This window comes from Comamonas thiooxydans, from assembly GCF_002157685.2.
Taxonomy (GTDB): Bacteria; Pseudomonadota; Gammaproteobacteria; order Burkholderiales; family Burkholderiaceae_C; genus Comamonas; species Comamonas testosteroni_H.
Map to the genome: position 1 here is coordinate 1,523,837 of NZ_AP026738.1, position 16,842 is coordinate 1,540,678.

Here is a 16,842-nt window from a genome sequence, read left to right on the forward strand (position 1 = left end):
CAATAAAAACCGCCTGCGAACTCAATGCACGCAGGCGGTTTCAGCTATCAAGGAGTATCGTCAGACTTCGCGCCCGGCCTGATGGCCTGAGTGCATGGCGCCCTCGATATAGCCCAGGTCCTGGCAGTCGCCGATGCGGCGCACGGGAGTCTGGGTAAGGGATTGCAATTGGTCGGCAACGGCGGAGTCGGCTTCGGCTCCAATGGCCAGCACCACGGAGTCGGCGGGCGTGCGGTATTCCTCGCCCTTTTTGTCCGTCCAGACGACTTCCTTGCGCTCGATGCGCGTGACGTTGGACTGCATCAGCAGCTTGCCGTGCTTTTTCACGGCGTCGTACACGCGCCAGCGGCGCACGATGGCCAGCTCGGTACCGGGATGGGTGCCAGGGTCCAGCACGGTGACTTCGCGGCCGCGATCGAGCAGGAACTCGGCCAGTTCCAGTCCGACCAGGCCTGCGCCGATGATGACCACGCGCTTGCCCAGGGGCATCCACAGCTTGGACAGGTTCTGGATCGCTGCCGTGCTGTCCGTCACCTTGAACATGCCGCCGGCCTTGAACAGCGCGCGCTCGGCCAGATTCAGCTTGGCCTTGGCAATTTCCTCGGCGCGATCACCTGTCATCAGACGGCGCAGTTCGTCGCCGCTCCAGACATGGCTTTGCTGCGCGCCTTCGATGGCGGGGGCGGCACGCCTGGCGCCGGTGCCCACCAGAATTTCGTCAGGCTGCAGCTCGGCCAGCAGCCCGGCGTCGACCGTGGTGTTCAAGCGCAGTTGGATGCTCGGGTGGTCCATCTGCCGCACCAGATAGTCGAGCAGGCGGCCGTTCTCCGGATAGGCCAGTGCGGCAAAGAACAGCGTGCCGCCCAGGCGGTCGCTGCGCTCGACCAGCGTCACGCGATGGCCGCGAAGGGCGGCGACGCGGGCGGCTTCCATGCCCGAAGGGCCGCCACCGACGATCAGTACATGCTTGGGCTTTTCGGCAAAGGTGATGGTCCTGCTCGCCTCGTGGCCGGTCTGTGCGTTGACCGCGCACTTGATGCCCTTGTTGATGAAAATCTCGCTTACGCAGGCATAGCAATAAATGCAGGGGCGCACGCTCTGGGCGGCGTTGGCTTGCAGTTTGTTGGCGAGGTCGGGGTCGGCCAGCAGCTTGCGGCCCATGGCCACGAAGTCAATCTCGCCATTGCTGATGGCGGCAGCGGCGGCATCCAGTTCCCAGCGGCCGGCCGAGATGATGGGAATGCCGACAGCCTTTTTGATGCCGGTGGCAAATTCGCGATAAGCATTCTGCTTTTGCGGAATCGGTGCATCGGTGAAGGCCGTGCCTGTGGGCAGGCGCGCATAGGCAGATACGTTGATGGCATCCATGCCCAGCTCTTCGCAGAGCTTGGCGGTCTTGAGCGCCTCGTCCATGGTGATGCCGCCGGGCGTGTGCATTTCTTCGGCATCGATACGCACCCAGATGGGGAAGTCAGCGCCCACGCGCTCGCGCACGGCAGTCAGCACCTCGCGCAGCAGGCGGCTGCGGTTTTCATAGCTGCCGCCGTATTCGTCGGTACGGCTGTTGAAAAAGGGAGAGAGGAAGTTGGCGATCATGTAGTTGTGCGCACAGTGCACTTCCACAGCATCGAAGTTGGCCTGCTTGGCGCGCAGGGCGGCCGCAGCAAACCATTCCACCATCTGTGCAATATCGGCCTTGTCCATCACGCGGTAGCGGTCGGGGTAGGGGCCAACCCCCACAAAGGTCGAGAACTCCTTGGGTGTGACGGTGCGCATGGCTTCGGCCACAGGGCCGTCGGGCGGAATCGAGGACACCCACATCTCACGCCCGTGGGTGCGGTCATTGGCAGCGACCTTGCCGCTGTGATTGATCTGGATGGCGACTTTGCCGCCGTGCGAGTGAACGCGGCGCGTGACTTCGGCCAGACCGGGGATGAAGCTGTCGTTGGAGATGCCCAGCTGGTGCGGCTCGCTGGTACCGGTGGGCCAGGAGATGGCGGCCGTGCCCATGATGATGAGGCCGGTGCCGCCCTTGGCACGCTCTTCGTAATAGTCCTGGGCGCGTTCGCCGCAGATACCGTCGGTGCCGCCGTAGTTCTCGCCCATGGGGGCCATGATGATGCGGTTCTTCAGCTCCATGGTGCCGATACGGCCCGGCTCCAGCATTGATGCGTGGGGATTGCTCATTTTGTTTCGCTGTCTCCTATAGTTTTCGGCCGAGTTCGGCCCCTTCTTCGATGGCGCGCGCTGCATCAATTTTGTGGGCATTGCGCGCGCCTCCAATCACACTGTGCGCAATGTTTTGTGCTTGAAGTCTGGATGACCAGGGGTCATGTGATTCCTGGCCGGCGCAGACCACGATGTTGTCCACGCTCAGGCAGCGCTGCTCGCCGCGTATGCGCAGGTGCAGGCCGTTGTCGTCGATGTGGATGTACTCCACATCGTTGAACATGCGTGTGCTTTTGTTCTTGAGCCGGGTGCGGCGAATCCAGCCCGTGGTGGTTGGCAAGGTGCTGCCCATGGCCGCCTTGCTGCGCTGAAGCAGCCAGATCTGACGCGGCGAATCGGCCCTCTCGCTGGCCTTGATGCCGCCGCGCTGCTCGCGCTCGGGGTCGATACCCCATTCGCGCTCAAAGGCGGCCACGCTGCCGTCGTCGGCCTTGTGATGGGCCAGCAACTCGGCCATGTCAAAGCCCAGAGGCCCTGCGCCCACGATGGCCACGCGTTCGCCGACAAAGCGAGGGCTGCGCAGGGCCTCGATATAGTCCACCACCTTGGAGCTGTTCTCGCCCTCAATGCCGCTGCGTCGCGGTGTCACTCCCGTGGCCACGACCACGTGATCAAAGACGCTCAGGGTTTTGATGTCCGGTGTGGTGTTGAGCCGCAGTTCTATGCCCAGGCGCTGGATTTCATGCTCGAAGTAGCGCAGCGTCTCGCCCAGCTCCTGCTTGCCGGGCACCTTCTGCGCCAGAAAGAACTGGCCGCCGATGCGGATGCCGGGCTCGAACAGCGTCACCTTGTGGCCTCGGTCGGCCGCCTCGCGAGCGCAGGCCAGTCCTGCAGGTCCAGCACCGAGCACGGCGATCTTGCGCGGAACTGCGGCTTTTTCCTGCGGCCAGTCCCATTCGCGGCAGGCTCTGGGGTTGACCAGGCAGCTGACCTGCTGGCGCGTGAAGATGCGATCCAGACAGGACTGATTGCAGGCAATGCAGGTGTTGATGGCGCTGCTCTGGCCCGCCTGCGCCTTGCGCACAAAGGCCGGGTCGGCCAGAAAGGGGCGGGCCATGGCCACCATGTCGGCATGTCCCTGGGCAATCAGATCATCGGCCACTTCGGGGGTGTTGATGCGGTTGCTGGCCGCCACGGGAACGCTGACCGCCTGCTTGAGCTGCTCGGCAGCCCAGCTGAAGGCCGCACGCGGCACCATCATGGCGATGGTGGGAATGCGCGCCTCATGCCAGCCCACGCTGGTGTTGAAAAGGTTCACGCCAGCGGCTTCCAGCTGGCGGGCCAGGTCCAGCACTTCCTTCCAGTGGCTGCCATGCTCGACCAGGTCCATCAGGGACAGGCGAAAGCTGATGACGAAGTTCTCGGGTACAGCCTCGCGTATGCCCTGCACGATGCGCAGCGCAAAGCGGCTTCGGCCGGCGGCATCGCCGCCCCATTCGTCGGTGCGGAAGTTGGTCAGCGGCGCCAGGAACTGGTTGATCAGATAGCCCTCGCCGCCCATGACTTCCACGCCGTCATAGCCGGCTTCGCGGGCCAGACAGGCGCAGCGCACATAGTCGGCAATGATCTGCTCAATCTGGGTCGCGCTGAGTTCGCGCGAGCTGCGGTTGCTGAGCCTGGAGAGCACGCTGCTGGGCGAGACGCCGCCGCTGCCGTGGTCGTAGCGGCCCACATGCAGTACCTGCATGAGGATATGGCTGCCCTCGGCATGCACCGCGTCGGTGATGAGGCGGTGCCGGGCCGCCTGCTCTGGCGTGCACAGCGTCGAGAACTCGGCATGCTCGGGCATTCCCAGTGCGTACTCGTTGACGCCGAAGCCCCCGGTGACGATGAGCTGCAGCCCCTCCCGGGCACGCTCGGTGTAGAAGAGGGCCAGCTTCTCGAAACCCTGTGCCTGATCCTCCAGCCCGGTATGCATGGAGCCCATCAGAATCCGGTTCTTGAGGGTGATATGGCCGATGGTGATGGGCTGGAAGAGATGGGGGTACATGGCTGAATTTCCTCACGCGCAAATCTCGCGCCAGTGTAGGAAGAGCCACGGTAAATTCTCCCTAGGGGAATCACATCGTCCGTTTGCATGTAGTCTGACTTTTCATGATGGGCTTTGATGTGCGCCATCACCACCCAGACAAAAGGAAACAAGACATGTCCATCATCGTGATGAGCGGCTGCGCCACCGGCATTGGTGCCGCTACGCGCAAGGTCCTGGAAGCGGCCGGCCACCAGATCGTAGGTATCGATATACGCGATGCGGAAGTGATTGCCGATCTCTCGACGGCCGAAGGTCGAAAGCAGGCGATTGCCGATGTACTGACGAAGTGCAGCAAGGGCATGGACGGCCTGGTGTTGTGCGCCGGCCTGGGACCGCAGACCAGGGTGCTCGGCAATGTGGTTTCGGTCAATTATTTTGGCGCGACCGAGCTGATGGATGCTTTTCTGCCGCTGCTGAAACAGGGCCGGCAGCCCGCAGCCGTCGTCATCTCGTCCGTGGCTTCCGCGCATCTGGCTTTTGACAAGAACCCACTGGCACCGGCACTGGAGGCCGGCGAGGAAGCCAAGGCCCGCGCCATTGTCGAACAAGCGGGAGAGCAGGGTGGCAATCTGGCCTATGCGGGCAGCAAGAATGCCTTGACGGTGGCTGTGCGCAAACGCACCGCAGCCTGGGGAGAAGCCGGCGTGCGCCTGAACACCATCGCCCCTGGCGCGACCGAGACGCCTTTGCTGCAGGCGGGCCTGCAGGACCCGCGCTATGGCGAATCCATTGCCAAGTTCGTGCCTCCCATGGGCCGCCGAGCCGAGCCGTCCGAGATGGCGTCGGTCATCGCCTTCTTGATGAGCCCGGCCGCAAGCTATGTGCATGGCGCGCAGATCGTGATCGATGGCGGCATTGATGCGGTGATGCGTCCGACACAGTTCTGACATTCCCCTGAGACGCTTTGCCTTGGTGGCCCTGCGCCTTCCCCCTCTCTTTGCGGGAGGGGAATGACGGCTTCGCCGCAAGGCGGTTTTTTTGTTCACCGCCCCCTCGTTTGGGCATTGCCGGTTTTCAACGGCACTTGCTAAAAGGATGATTTGAGATGAATACCCCAGAACATATGACCGCCGTGGTGCAGCGCTATGTGGCTGCGCTCAATGCCGGCGATCTGGACGGCATCGTCGCGCTGTTTGCCGATGACGCCACGGTGGAAGACCCCGTGGGCTCCGAGCCCAGGTGCGGCACGGCTGCGATTCGTGCGTTTTACGCCAACTCGCTCAAGCTGCCGTTGGTGGTGGAGCTGACGCAGGAGGTGCGCGCGGTTGCCGACGAGGCAGCCTTCGCTTTCACCGTCAGTTTTGAGTATCAGGGCCGCAAGACCGTGATCGCGCCCATCGATCACTTTCGCTTCAATGGCGCGGGCAAGGTGGTGAGCATGCGCGCCTTGTTTGGCGAGAAGAATATTCACGCCGCAGTCTGAGGAGAGCCAGGCGCTTGACTGCTCCTGATATGGAAGCTGTCTTCGCCTGATTTAAAAGGATTGCAAGAATATTTGAATCTGAAATCCATTGAGATAATGCGCGAGCTGCTATTGCTTTGTCTGTTCAAGGCAGTGCGGTGAGTGCTCCTGGCCCGAGCCGGCTTACAGATGGAAGTGCCCGGCCGCTTCGGGCTGGTAGAGCAATTTTTCGATCCGGATATGGCGGGTGCGATCGAGAATCCGCCAGTCGATGCGATCTCCTTCCCGACAGCCCAGAATGGCCGTGCCCACGCCCGAGAAGACCGAGAGCCTTCCGGCACTGTCATCGGCATCCTCGGGGTAGACCAGGGCCACTTCGACGGCCTCCTCATCGAGGCGCAGCAAGGCTCTGGAGTTCATCGTGACCACATCGCCCTGTACCCGCCGCGCATCGATCACGCAGGCCCGCTCGATCTCATGCTCCAGATCGGCTGCTTGCGACTCCCATTCCAGAGCGAGCAGATCTCTGAGACGCGCCTGATCCACGGCGGTGATGCAGATGCCGGCCGCTGCGCCCGACAGCCCGGTGCGCAAGCGCTGGAGGTAGCGCTGCGCCGTCATCGCATAGGACTTGAGTGCAGGCGTTTCCTTCTCCAGTACAAAGCCGTTGTGCGCAAAGGCCTTGAGTGAACGCGTGTTGTCGGCATGGATTCTGGCAATCAGTCTTTCGGCCCGCATGTCGAAAAAGGCCAGCTTCATACCCTCGTGCAAGGCGCTGACGCCGAGCTTGCGCCCCCAGTTGTCGCGCTTGCCGATGACCAGCACGATTTCGCAGTCCGCGCCATTCCTGACCAGACGCACAAAGCCCACGGGCAGGTCGTCGCGATCGTAGGCCATGAAGAAGCGGCCGCCCTGATTGAAGAGATGGGTGAGTACCGGCAGCCGAACCCGGTCGATGAGCTGCTCTATGTGACGCGAGACATGGCGCGAATCGCTGAGGTGGCGCACGACGTCCTCGTCGTTCAGCCAGTCGACCAGATGCTGCGCGTTGGCCCGCGTGATTTCCGGGCACAGGGATATGAAAGGCTTGCTCATCTTCAACACCGTGGGTTGCAAGAATGAAAGCCTTTCATGGCCACGGCGCGGGCCATGACGGTTCTTTCGACACAGTGGTCGATTCTAGGCACGCAGATTCTGCAGCGCAGGCGCAGCGCCGATCTCGCATCGCTTCGCTCGGTCTATGACGAGCCTGCCCTGCAGGTGGAAGAAGCCATGGTGCCGCGCTGCAGGGCCGCAACGGCCTACGCCTGCCATGCTCTGAATTCGGAAGCTGCTTGCGCTTTAACGCATTCAGATTACGATTGTTTCATAGCTGAAAACGATAACAGAATTGCGCTAAATGCTCTTGTTTAGATAGCGATGAGGCACTGAAGGCAGCGAATCGGGCCGGATCGATGCGTTTGATCCAGCTGGACCGGCCGTTCAGGGCTTGGCGTATTTCAGATGGATGATGGGGTAGGCACGGCCTTGCCCGTCGAGCGGGGAGCGGCCCGTGCGCCTGAAGCCCAGATGCTCGTAAAAGCCCACCGCCTGTGCGTTCTGCTCGTTCACATCGGTGCTCAACTCGGGATGCAGCGTCAGGCCGTGGCGCACCAGCGCCGCACCGAGGCCCCGGTGCCGGAAGGCGGGGTCCACAAACAGCGCTTCCATATGGCCCTGGTCTATGAGCATGAAGGCCAGGGGATGGTCCTGCTCGTCGACAGCGAACCACAGCGGAGCGTCTGGCAGAAAGCCGCACACCATCTCGTCAATCTCAGCGCGATCCTGCGGACTCAGAAAGTCATGCGTGGCATCAACGGCATGGCGCCAGATCTCGATTGCTCGTGCCCCTTCGTCGGGGCGGGAAGCTCGAATGGAAGTCATAGACGGATTATGCATACCAACCCTGCCAACCCAGGGCCAGGCATCAAGAGCGCTCCATGCCTGCCAGATCTGCGAGACCTGCCAGATGGGGCTCCAGCACCTCGGTGATCCAGTTCAGGAACGCGGTGACCCGCGGCGCAATATGTCTGCGATGCGGGTAGAGCAGGGACACCGGCATGGGCGCGGCCTTGAAGTCGGGCATGACCTCGACCAGCAGGCCCTGATCGAGCAGATGGCGTGCACCCCGGACAGGCGCCTGAATCAGGCCCAGGCCGGCAAGACAGGCTGCCTGGTAGGCATCCGTTCCGTTGACCACCAGGGCGCAGCGCATGGGCAGCAGCACGGTCTCCCTGCCGCGCTGATACTCCCAGCCCGCGCCATGTCGTCCGAGCTGGTTCGCATAGTGAACGATCCGGTGGCGTGACAGATCGGCCAGTGTTGCGGGTGTGCCGTGGCGCTCCAGATAGGCGGGGCTGGCCAGATTGCACATCTCCAGCGCGCCGATGGTGCGGGCAATCAGGTCGGTATCTGCCAACGGACCGATGCGCACCACGCAGTCAAAGCCTTCCTGCACGACATCCACGCGGCGGTCGCTGGTGCTGATGCCTACTTCCAGCAAAGGGTGGGCCGAGAGGAATTCGGGCAGCTTCGGAAGGACGACGTCCCGGGCCAGGGTGTTGGGCATATCGATGCGCAGACTGCCCCGCAGTCCACTGGTGGCGGGCTGGAACATGGCTTGCAGCTGTTCCAGGTCGGCCATCAGCTCCTTGCTGCGTTCGAGGAACTGCTCGCCATCGGCGGTCAGCCGCACATGTCTGGTGGTGCGTTGCAGCAGACGGGTTCCGAGCTGCTTTTCCAGCTGTTGCACCACGGTCGACACACGGCTTTTGGTCAGCCCGAGCTGGTCCGCGGCCAGGGTGAAGCTGGAGAGTTCGGCAACGCGGCTGAACACCTGAAGCGCATTGAAGTCCATGGCTTGATTGTATTTTCAAAGTGAACAGTGAGATCTTTATCAAAGTGTTTATTCGTTGGTGGAGAACACCTAAAGTCCTGGTCTGTTGACATCCTCCATGAGACCGACATGCAAGCATCTGCACCCCGTATCGCATTGATCACCGGCGCAAGCCGTGGCCTGGGCCGTAGCGAAGCCCTCAAACTGGCCGAACTCGGCGTTCATCTGATCGTCACTTACAAGGACAGCGAAAGCGATGCGCAGGAGCTGGTCTCCCGCATCGAGGCACTGGGCAGCCGCGCCGTGGCGCTGCGCCTGGACGTGGGCGACAGCAAGAGCTTTGCCGCGTTTGCCGACCGTGTCAGGGACGTGCTGGACAACACCTGGCAGCGCGAGCAGTTCGACTATCTGGTGAACAATGCCGGCATCGGCCTGGTGGCGCCGTTTGCCGAAACCACGGAAGAGCAGTTCGATCTGCTCGTCGACATTCACCTCAAGGGCACGTTCTTTCTGACGCAGAAACTGCTGCCCCTGATCCGGGACGGCGGACGCATCATCAATACCTCGTCCGGGCTGGCTCGCTTCAGCCTCCCTGGCTATGCCGCCTATGCGGTGATGAAGGGCGGCATTGAGGTAATGACGCGCTATCTGGCCAAGGAGCTTGGCGCACGCGGCATCGCCGTGAACACCATTGCACCCGGCGCCATAGAGACGGATTTCGGTGGCGGCGTGGTGCGCGACAATGCACAACTCAATGCCCATATCAGCGGCCTGACCGCCATGGGCCGGGCGGGGCGCCCCGACGATGTGGGCGCCGCGGTTGCCGCCTTGCTTGCCGATGGCAACAACTGGGTCACGGGCCAGCGCATTGAAGTCTCTGGTGGCATGATGCTCTGAGCGGCACAGGGCGCATGCAGGCGCTCAGCGGCAGGTGTGATGCCTGCGGCCCTGTGCCTGGATAGAGGATCTGGAGACTGAGTCGTGCCCGAGAACTACCTGGGAAGCTGTTTCATCCTCCAAGATTCCCTCTCTTTGGCATTCCGCTGGATAACACCTGAACTTACGATTTCTGTAAATTCCTCCGCGCTGACAAGCCGGCTCTTTGATAAGGCTTCGCGCAAGCTCTTCCCCAGGACATCGTCGCCAGCAGGCGCTAAATAGATCGGTTCCGCGGTGGGTTCCCCGAAATTCAGTGGGCCTTGTGACATAGTGGTCATGCAAGAAAATTGGGGGGGTGTTGGCGTGGGCAGTCGCCTCAACCTTGTTCATGACTTCCTTCCAAGGAGCCGCGCCAAGAAACCTTGCTTGGGTTCTTCCGGCAGGACCCTGGGTGCGACCTGAGCGGGCGTAATACCCAGGTCCGGTAACTCTTCGCGACGTAGGCGGGCAATCACGCCATCCAGCAGGTCGTCGGTATAGAACGGCTGAGGTGGCGGCAGCCAGGCATAGTGTGGCCTCATCAACGGGTGGTCGATGACGGGATTGCTCAGGCCAAGGCTTTCGCGCAGACGGAACCAGGCGAGTACCAGCGCGGGGAAGCGAGTGTGCAGCAAATCGTTGCCAAACTCCGTGCCGTCTTTGCGCGCTGTGCGGTGGGTGTAGTAGTCGCACAGCCATTGCAGCTCACCCTGCATGCCGCTCAAGTCAGAGTCTTTCCAGTGAGCGAAAAGCTCATTGAGCACTGGTTCGCCTAGGCATTCGCCCGGAACGTAGGGGTCGATCACTTCGCCGTGATATCCAATGCCCCATCCGTCGAACTTGAACTGGCACCAGTCGAAACAAACACGTAGAAGGAAATGGTAGAGAGGTTGTGAATAACCTCCGGTTACCCCTCGAAACCGCTTGGCGCTATAGGCAGCGTGTACTTCTTTGACCAGCAACTCAGCTTTGTCCAACCATCCCAGATAGAGACAATCGCTGATCGATTCCATTGCGTGCGAAAACGATAGATCGAACCGAAGTACATGATGATCTAACGTGCTTCGCCAAAATTGGACAGCAGTAAAAGTCCGGTACTGTAGCAACCAGTCGCCGGACTTCGATGAGAAAAGACTCTTCATCGCGAGTGCGTGGGCTCGACCGGAGTATCCCAACACCCATGTCACGTTGATAGCGAATGGTGCCGAGGATGCCTTAGTCCGATCGACCGGGTCCTTAAAAGGATTTCCTCCTTGCGCGTATTGTTCCAGCGCTCTCTCATCAGCGCTCCAGCGCTCCTTCTCCTGATCGTCAAAGTCCCTGCCGATGATCTGGAGGATGCTCTTTTCTGTTCGCCAACTAGCGTAAATGCTCATATGACTCGCCTCCATCAAGGGGCCGGAGGCCACGGACGCAAGGTGGCTGAAACTCGGCCGCTTTGGCCAACTCTCGGAATCTCGACTTGCATAAGATTGTGGCTCACGTTGTATCCGCCGTTTTCTTTCAGTCTGAATATTTCATTAGCCATCGAGCTATGTGCGAGAGTCGGCTATCGGCTGCTGTCGCCGCCCAGGGCCGTGACTCACTGCCATTGCGGGCAGTGCCGCAAAAGCCATGGCTCCGCGTTCGCGAGCTATGGCGCCGTGCCGCGCAAGGATTTGTGCATAGTCTCCGGGCAGAGCGACATCAAATCCTATGCATCGTCGGCTTCCGTGCATCGACAGTTTTGCCAGCACTGCGGTTCATCCCTGTTCTGGTCCAGGCAGGCCGGTGACTGGGCCGACTGGATATGCATAGCGCTGGGCACGCTGGACTCGCCTTTCACGGCATCGCAGCAAAAGCATGTGCGTCTGGACTCTCGGCCCTTGTGGTCGGACTTTGCCTCCGGCTGCATGCCGCCTGGCTGAGGGCAGTCCTCTGCCAGCACGGTCGGCTCCAAGGGCAGAAGGCGTTCACTCCCCCTTGAACACCGGCTGGCGTTTCTCGATGAACGCATTCATGCCTTCCTTCTGGTCGCGGGTCGCAAACAGAATCTGGTTGGCCTTGCGCTCCAGCATCAGGGCGGCATCGAGCGATGCGTCCATGCCGGCAATCACCACTTCCTTGATCTGCTCCACGGCCAGTGGCGGCATATTGGCAATCAGTTTTGCCATTTTCAGCGCCTCAGGGATTACCTGATCGTCTGCACAGACTAGGCTGACCAGACCCATGGCATAGGCTTCGTCGGCGCTGACGGGCTTGCCGGTCAGCAGAATGCGCATGGCCTGGAACTTGCCCACGGCGCGCACCAGCCGCTGGGTGCCGCCGATACCGGGCATGATGCCGATCCGAATCTCGGGTTGTGCAAAGCTGGCCCCTTGCCCGGCAATGATGATGTCGCAATGCATGGCCAGCTCGGCCCCGCCGCCAAAGGCATAGCCGCAGACCGCTGCGATGATGGGTTTGGGGCATTTTTCGATCGGCGCCCAGACACGCTCGGTGTGGCGCTTCATGATCTCTATGGGGCCGCAGGAGTCCATGCTCTTGATGTCGCCGCCTGCCGCAAACACCTTGTCGCCGCCGGTCAGAACGATGCAGCGCACGCTGGTGTCTGCGCTCAGCTCAGCGAAGGTCCTGGACAGTGCAGCCTGCAGAGAAAGACTCAGCGCATTCGTTGCCTCGGGGCGGTTGAGCTGAACGATTGCCACGCCATGGTCCTGATGCCGAACCAGTAGCTCTCGCTGCGCGGTGTCCATGTTTTCAATAGCGGAAAGCGATGCCGACATAAGGATTCCCAAGGAGTTGAACAGGGACGATGGTCGTTTTCAAGGGATAGGGCAACATCGTCCTTTTGGACGTATCTGCTGCCGGTGCCGAAACCTAAATTGGCAGGCATGGATACGAACAAAAGCTTTCAAGACAAGGTGGTGCTGGTCACTGGCGGCACCAAGGGCATCGGCAAGGGCATTGCCCAGGCGTTTCTCGCGGCAGGTGCCACGGTAGTGGTGTGCGGCCGTCAGCAACCCGAAGCGTTGCCAAGCATCAATGGCAGCAGCGCAGACTTCGTTGCATGCGATGTGCGGGAGGCCCAGGCCGTCAAGGACATGGTCGATGAGGTGCAGCGCCGCCATGGCCGTCTGGACGTTCTCGTCAACAACGCCGGTGGCGCCCCCCATGTGGATGCCGCTACGGTGTCGCCGCGCTTTCATGAAAGCGTGCTGCGTCTGAACCTGTTCTCGACCTTGCACGCCTCTCAGGCCGCCAATGCAGTGATGCAGCAGCAGGACGGCGGTGGCGTGATTGTCTGCATCGGCAGCATCAGCGCGCTGCGTCCTTCCCCCGGTACGGCGGCCTATGGAGCGGCCAAGGCCGCAGTGCTGAGCCTGGTCAGCTCTCTGGCTGTGGAGTGGGCGCCCAAGGTGCGTGTGGTGGCCGTCAGCCCCGGCCTGGTGCGCACCGAACAGTCGCACCTGCATTTCGGGGATGAGGCGGGAATTGCCTCTGTCGCCGGGACCATTCCTGCGGGTCGTCTGGCCGAGCCGCAGGACATTGCCAATGCCTGTCTGTATGTGGCTTCCGAAAACGCTTCTTACATGAGCGGCACCAATCTGCTGCTGCATGGCGGTGGTGAGCGCCCCGCATTTCTGAGCGCATCGAACTCGGAATCCGTGCAACAAAAACACTGAATTTCAAAGGAGACAATCTTGACCGATCAAGACTGGATGGCAGAGGTCCGCGCGTACGTGGGCAAGCAATACGGGCGTGTCTATGCCTGGGACAAGGTCAACAGCCCCATGATTCGTCAGTGGAGCGAGCTGATGGGTGTGGCCGTAAAGACCAACAAGGATGGCAAGACCGTTGCCCCTCCCGCCATGCTGCAGGTCTGGTGCATGGAAGGGCCGGTGCAGAACAACTACCCGCCAGGCTCCACGACCGAGAATCCTTATGAAGTTCTGAAGCTGATCGAAGCGCACGACTTTCCTTCCACCGTGGCGGTGAATTCCGAACTGAGCTTCGAGCGCGATGTGCTCGAAGGTGAAGACCTGTACTACACGACACGCCTGGAAGCCATCAGCGAAGAGAAGACCACGGCCCTGGGAACAGGCTACTTCGTGACGCAGATCATGGAGTACTTCTCGATCAAGGCAGCGAATGGCGAAGACGAGAAGGTCGGACAGCTGATGTTCCGCGTCTTCAAGTTCCGCCCCGCCAATGTGCAAAAGGCCGAGCCCGCGCAGGTTGCCGCCCCGAAGATCAAGCGGCCCGCTCCCGGCGTGAGCGATGACAACCGCTTCTTCTGGGAAGGGCTCAAGGAAGGTAAGCTCCTGATTCAGCGCTGCAAGAGCTGCGGCGATCTGCACCATCCACCGGGTCCCGTCTGCCCCAAGTGCCATTCGTTCGACTGGGATGCGGTGGAGGCCAGCGGCAAGGGCACGGTGTACTCGTTCGTGGTCATGCACTACCCCGAAGTACCGCCTTTCGACCACCCCAATCCCATCGGTCTGGTGGAGTTGCAAGAGGGCGTGCGTCTGATTGCCCAGCTGGTCGGCGTCAAGCCCGGCGAGGTGAAGATCGGTCAGAAGGTGCAGGTGGAGTTCAACACCTTCGACGGTGATCTGACTCTGGCCCAGTTCCGTCCCGTGGGCTGATGCTAGGAGACCGTCATGGACTTTCAACTCAGTGAAGACCAACGTGCATTTGCAGACATGGCGCAAAGCCTGTTTGCAGACTATTGCACCGACGACAAGCTGCGCGAGCACGATGCCTCGGGTCAGCCTTTCATGCAGGAGCTGTGGCAGCAGTGCGTGGCTGCGGGCCTGCACAGCATTCTGGTGCCGGAGGCGGCAGGCGGCCTGGGTCTGGGCATGAGCGAGATGCTGGCCGTGCTGGAGCAGCAAGGCCGCGCGCTGGCGCAGGTTCCGCTGTGGCAGCAGCAGGTCGCTGCTGCCGCGATTGCCAGGTTTGCCGATGGACAGGACGCAGTCGTTCAGTCCGCCATGGAGGGCGAGTTGCTGGCTCTGTCGCTGCAGGCTGCCGTGGCTACACGCGGGCCGGCGCTTGAGCTGCAGGGTGAGCGACTCAAAGGCCAGCTGCAAGCCGTTCCGCTGGGCGAACAGGCCCGGGTGGCTCTGGTGGCAGCGGCTGCGGGCGATGAGATCAAGCTGGTGCTGGTGAGCCTGCAGGCCGATGGTGTCAGCCGCGTGGCCGGCATGCGCGAGGACTATTGTGCGGTGGCCGACATAAGCTTTCGCAATACGCCGGTGCTGGCCGTGCTGGGCGGCCGTGCGCTGGACTGGGTCAGCGAAATGGCAATCGCCTGCCTGGCCAGCCTGCAGCAGGGCGTGACACAGGAGCAGTTGCGCCGCACCGTGGAGTATGTGAGCGAGCGCAAGCAGTTCGATCGTCCCATCGGTACTTTCCAGCTGGTGCAGGGCCAGATGGCCGACGGCTACATCCTCATGCAGGCGCAGCGCAGCGCGCTGAGCCAGCTGGTCTGGCGTCTGGATGCCGGCCTGCCCTGCACGCCGCAGGCCCACGCGGTGCGCGCCCAGTCCAACGAGCTGGGCCTGAAGGTGGGCCGCGTTGCACAGCATGTGCATGGCGGCATGGGCGTGGATGTGACCTATCACATTCACCGCTTCATGTTCTGGTGTCGTGCACTGGCTGCCGAAGTCGGCAGCGCCGAACAGCACCTGCAAGCGCTGGGCCAGTGGCTCGCAGACAACGACACGCTCGGCTGGAAGTACGACCTGCCCGAAGACCGCTAAGGAGACAACAACATGGCAAACCAATCTATTCGCTTCGAGTCGGTGAACGTGGGCGACGAACTGCAGCCCGTCAGCGTGCCCATCACCGTGCCGCTGATTGCCGGCGGCGCCATCGCCACGCGTGACTACTTCCCCGGACATCATGACCGCGATGCCGCACGCGAGCTGGGTTCACCCCATATCTTCATGAACATCCTGACCACCAACGGTCTGGTGCAGAGCTTTGTCGAGAGCTGGGCTGGCGACGATGCGCGCCTCATGGATCTCAAGATTCGCCTGGGTGCGCCCAACTATCCCGGCGACACCATGAAGTTCACGGGCTCCGTGACCGAGAAGAACGAGGCCACGCGCAGCGTTCAGATCGCGCTCAAGGGCAGCAATTCCATGGGCTCTCATGTCAGCGGCACCGTGCAAGTGGCCCTGGCCTAAGAACAACAAGCGGAGACATTCCTGTGAACGATATGAATATTTCCGGTCGCGCCGCCATTGTGGGTCTGGGTGCAACAGAATTTTCCAAGAACTCGGGCCGTACCGAGCTGCGTCTGGCCATGGAGGCCACGCTGGCTGCGCTGAGCGATGCCGGCATCGATCCCAAGGAGGTGGACGGCTTTTCCTCGTACTCCGTGGACAAGGTTCCCGAGTATGAGATTGCCCGTCTGCTCGGGGCTCGCAACGTGAGCTTTTTCTCGCAGGTTCCGCATGGCGGCGGTGCTGCCTGCGGCCCCGTGCTGCATGCGGCCATGGCCGTGGCCACGGGCATTGCCAAGACGGTCGTGGTCTACCGCGCCATGAATGAGCGCAGCTGGTATCGCTTCGGCACCGGCAGCTATGGCTTTGGCAGCACGCCATTCTTTGACAATGTGAACTATGGCTGGTACATGCCCCACGGCTTTCACACGCCGGCATCCTGGGTGGGCATGTTTGCCCGCCGCTATATGCATGCCTTCGGCGCGACCAGCGAGGACTTCGGCCGCGTGGCCGTGGCCGTGCGCGACTTTGCCGCTACCAATCCCAACGCATTCTTCTACGGCAAGCCCATCACGCTGGAGGAGCACCAGGCCAGCCGCTGGATCTGCGAGCCGCTGCATCTGCTGGACTGCTGCCAGGAGTCCGACGGTGCCGTGGCCATGGTCATCACATCGAGCGATCGTGCGCGCGAGATGAAGGCCAAGCCGGTCTATATCAAGGCCGCGGCCCAGGGCATCTCCGACGGTCAGCAGTCCATGACTTCCTTCTACCGCGAAGACATCACCGGTCTGCCCGAGATGGGGCATGTCGCCAGCCAGCTGTGGCAGCAAAGCCGCCTGACGCCCAAGGATGTGCAAAGCGCAGTGCTGTATGACCATTTTTCGCCCTTTGTGCTGCCTCAGCTCGAGGAGTTCGGTTTCGTCAAGCGCGGCGAGGCCAAGGATTTCATCCGTGCCGGCGAGCATGCACGCGGCGGCTCCATGCCCATCAACACCCATGGCGGCCAGCTGGGCGAAGCCTATATCCACGGCATGAACGGCATTGCCGAAGCCGTGCGCCAGATCCGTGGCAGCTCCGTCAACCAGGTCAAGGACGTGCACAACATGGTGGTGACCGCCGGTACCGGCGTGCCCACCAGCGGTCTGATCCTGGGCGATGAGGCCTGATTGCA

18 protein-coding genes are annotated in these 16,842 nt (G+C 61.7%); 10 read left to right on the plus strand and 8 right to left on the minus strand.

What is annotated here, in order from left to right:
* Positions 1-60 precede the first annotated feature (60 nt).
* On the minus strand, positions 61-2,187 hold the full coding sequence (locus tag CTR2_RS06915) for an NAD(P)/FAD-dependent oxidoreductase (RefSeq protein WP_087085993.1): 2,127 nt from the start codon (positions 2,185-2,187) through the stop codon (positions 61-63).
* Between the two features lie 16 nt (positions 2,188-2,203).
* Positions 2,204-4,219 carry an NADPH-dependent 2,4-dienoyl-CoA reductase gene (locus CTR2_RS06920; protein WP_087085992.1) on the minus strand — a complete coding sequence of 672 codons (2,016 nt, stop codon included), beginning with the start codon at positions 4,217-4,219 and terminating at the stop codon, positions 2,204-2,206.
* Between the two features lie 155 nt (positions 4,220-4,374).
* Between CTR2_RS06920 and CTR2_RS06925 the strand changes: the two genes are divergently transcribed.
* Entirely contained in the window at positions 4,375-5,148 is a 774-nt protein-coding gene (locus CTR2_RS06925; RefSeq protein ID WP_087085991.1) for a 3-alpha-hydroxysteroid 3-dehydrogenase, read from the plus strand.
* Between the two features lie 158 nt (positions 5,149-5,306).
* Positions 5,307-5,684 (plus strand): steroid Delta-isomerase, encoded by a 378-nt coding sequence (locus CTR2_RS06930; RefSeq protein WP_034378486.1) that lies wholly within the window; start codon positions 5,307-5,309, stop codon positions 5,682-5,684.
* 162 nt (positions 5,685-5,846) lie between these two features.
* On the opposite strand, the gene CTR2_RS06935 is transcribed toward CTR2_RS06930, so the two are convergent.
* Positions 5,847-6,758, minus strand: coding sequence for a bifunctional GNAT family N-acetyltransferase/nucleoside diphosphate kinase regulator (locus CTR2_RS06935; protein WP_176391780.1), 912 nt, complete (start codon positions 6,756-6,758; stop codon positions 5,847-5,849).
* Positions 6,759-6,794: 36 nt separating this feature from the next.
* On the opposite strand from CTR2_RS06935, the gene CTR2_RS06940 reads away from it, so the two are divergent.
* Positions 6,795-7,076: a hypothetical protein gene (locus CTR2_RS06940; RefSeq protein ID WP_087085989.1), complete on the plus strand. Its 282-nt coding sequence runs from the start codon at positions 6,795-6,797 to the stop codon at positions 7,074-7,076.
* Positions 7,077-7,145: 69 nt separating this feature from the next.
* Here the strand turns inward: CTR2_RS06940 and CTR2_RS06945 are convergent, their stop codons facing one another.
* A complete protein-coding gene (locus CTR2_RS06945) occupies positions 7,146-7,586 on the minus strand; it encodes an acetyltransferase (protein WP_087085988.1) in 441 nt (146 codons plus the stop codon).
* 43 nt (positions 7,587-7,629) lie between these two features.
* On the minus strand, positions 7,630-8,559 hold the full coding sequence (locus tag CTR2_RS06950; RefSeq protein WP_087085987.1) for a LysR family transcriptional regulator: 930 nt from the start codon (positions 8,557-8,559) through the stop codon (positions 7,630-7,632).
* Positions 8,560-8,667: 108 nt separating this feature from the next.
* Here CTR2_RS06950 and CTR2_RS06955 point away from each other — a divergent pair, with 108 nt between their 5' ends.
* Positions 8,668-9,435 (plus strand): SDR family NAD(P)-dependent oxidoreductase, encoded by a 768-nt coding sequence (locus CTR2_RS06955; RefSeq protein ID WP_087085986.1) that lies wholly within the window; start codon positions 8,668-8,670, stop codon positions 9,433-9,435.
* 95 nt (positions 9,436-9,530) lie between these two features.
* Here the strand turns inward: CTR2_RS06955 and CTR2_RS27525 are convergent, their stop codons facing one another.
* Together CTR2_RS27525 and CTR2_RS06960 are read right to left on the minus strand one after the other, a co-directional pair.
* Entirely contained in the window at positions 9,531-9,755 is a 225-nt protein-coding gene (locus CTR2_RS27525) for a contact-dependent growth inhibition system immunity protein (RefSeq protein ID WP_087085985.1), read from the minus strand.
* 48 nt (positions 9,756-9,803) lie between these two features.
* A complete protein-coding gene (locus CTR2_RS06960; protein WP_140401104.1) occupies positions 9,804-10,832 on the minus strand; it encodes a hypothetical protein in 1,029 nt (342 codons plus the stop codon).
* A gap of 108 nt (positions 10,833-10,940) precedes the next feature.
* Here CTR2_RS06960 and CTR2_RS06965 point away from each other — a divergent pair, with 108 nt between their 5' ends.
* Positions 10,941-11,363, plus strand: coding sequence for a GFA family protein (locus CTR2_RS06965; protein WP_476390649.1), 423 nt, complete (start codon positions 10,941-10,943; stop codon positions 11,361-11,363).
* 45 nt (positions 11,364-11,408) lie between these two features.
* Here the strand turns inward: CTR2_RS06965 and CTR2_RS06970 are convergent, their stop codons facing one another.
* Positions 11,409-12,221, minus strand: coding sequence for an enoyl-CoA hydratase (locus tag CTR2_RS06970; RefSeq protein ID WP_087085983.1), 813 nt, complete (start codon positions 12,219-12,221; stop codon positions 11,409-11,411).
* 108 nt (positions 12,222-12,329) lie between these two features.
* Here CTR2_RS06970 and CTR2_RS06975 point away from each other — a divergent pair, with 108 nt between their 5' ends.
* From CTR2_RS06975 to CTR2_RS06995, 5 genes are read left to right on the plus strand one after another with little or no spacing between them, the layout of a single operon-like run.
* Positions 12,330-13,121: an SDR family oxidoreductase gene (locus CTR2_RS06975; RefSeq protein WP_034360305.1), complete on the plus strand. Its 792-nt coding sequence runs from the start codon at positions 12,330-12,332 to the stop codon at positions 13,119-13,121.
* A gap of 18 nt (positions 13,122-13,139) precedes the next feature.
* Positions 13,140-14,084: a Zn-ribbon domain-containing OB-fold protein gene (locus tag CTR2_RS06980; RefSeq protein WP_087085982.1), complete on the plus strand. Its 945-nt coding sequence runs from the start codon at positions 13,140-13,142 to the stop codon at positions 14,082-14,084.
* A gap of 15 nt (positions 14,085-14,099) precedes the next feature.
* Positions 14,100-15,203, plus strand: a complete 1,104-nt coding sequence (locus CTR2_RS06985) for an acyl-CoA dehydrogenase family protein (protein ID WP_087085981.1) — start codon at positions 14,100-14,102, stop codon at positions 15,201-15,203.
* 12 nt (positions 15,204-15,215) lie between these two features.
* Positions 15,216-15,632: a MaoC family dehydratase gene (locus CTR2_RS06990; protein ID WP_087085980.1), complete on the plus strand. Its 417-nt coding sequence runs from the start codon at positions 15,216-15,218 to the stop codon at positions 15,630-15,632.
* Between the two features lie 32 nt (positions 15,633-15,664).
* Positions 15,665-16,837: a lipid-transfer protein gene (locus CTR2_RS06995; protein WP_034410426.1), complete on the plus strand. Its 1,173-nt coding sequence runs from the start codon at positions 15,665-15,667 to the stop codon at positions 16,835-16,837.
* Positions 16,838-16,842 lie beyond the last annotated feature (5 nt).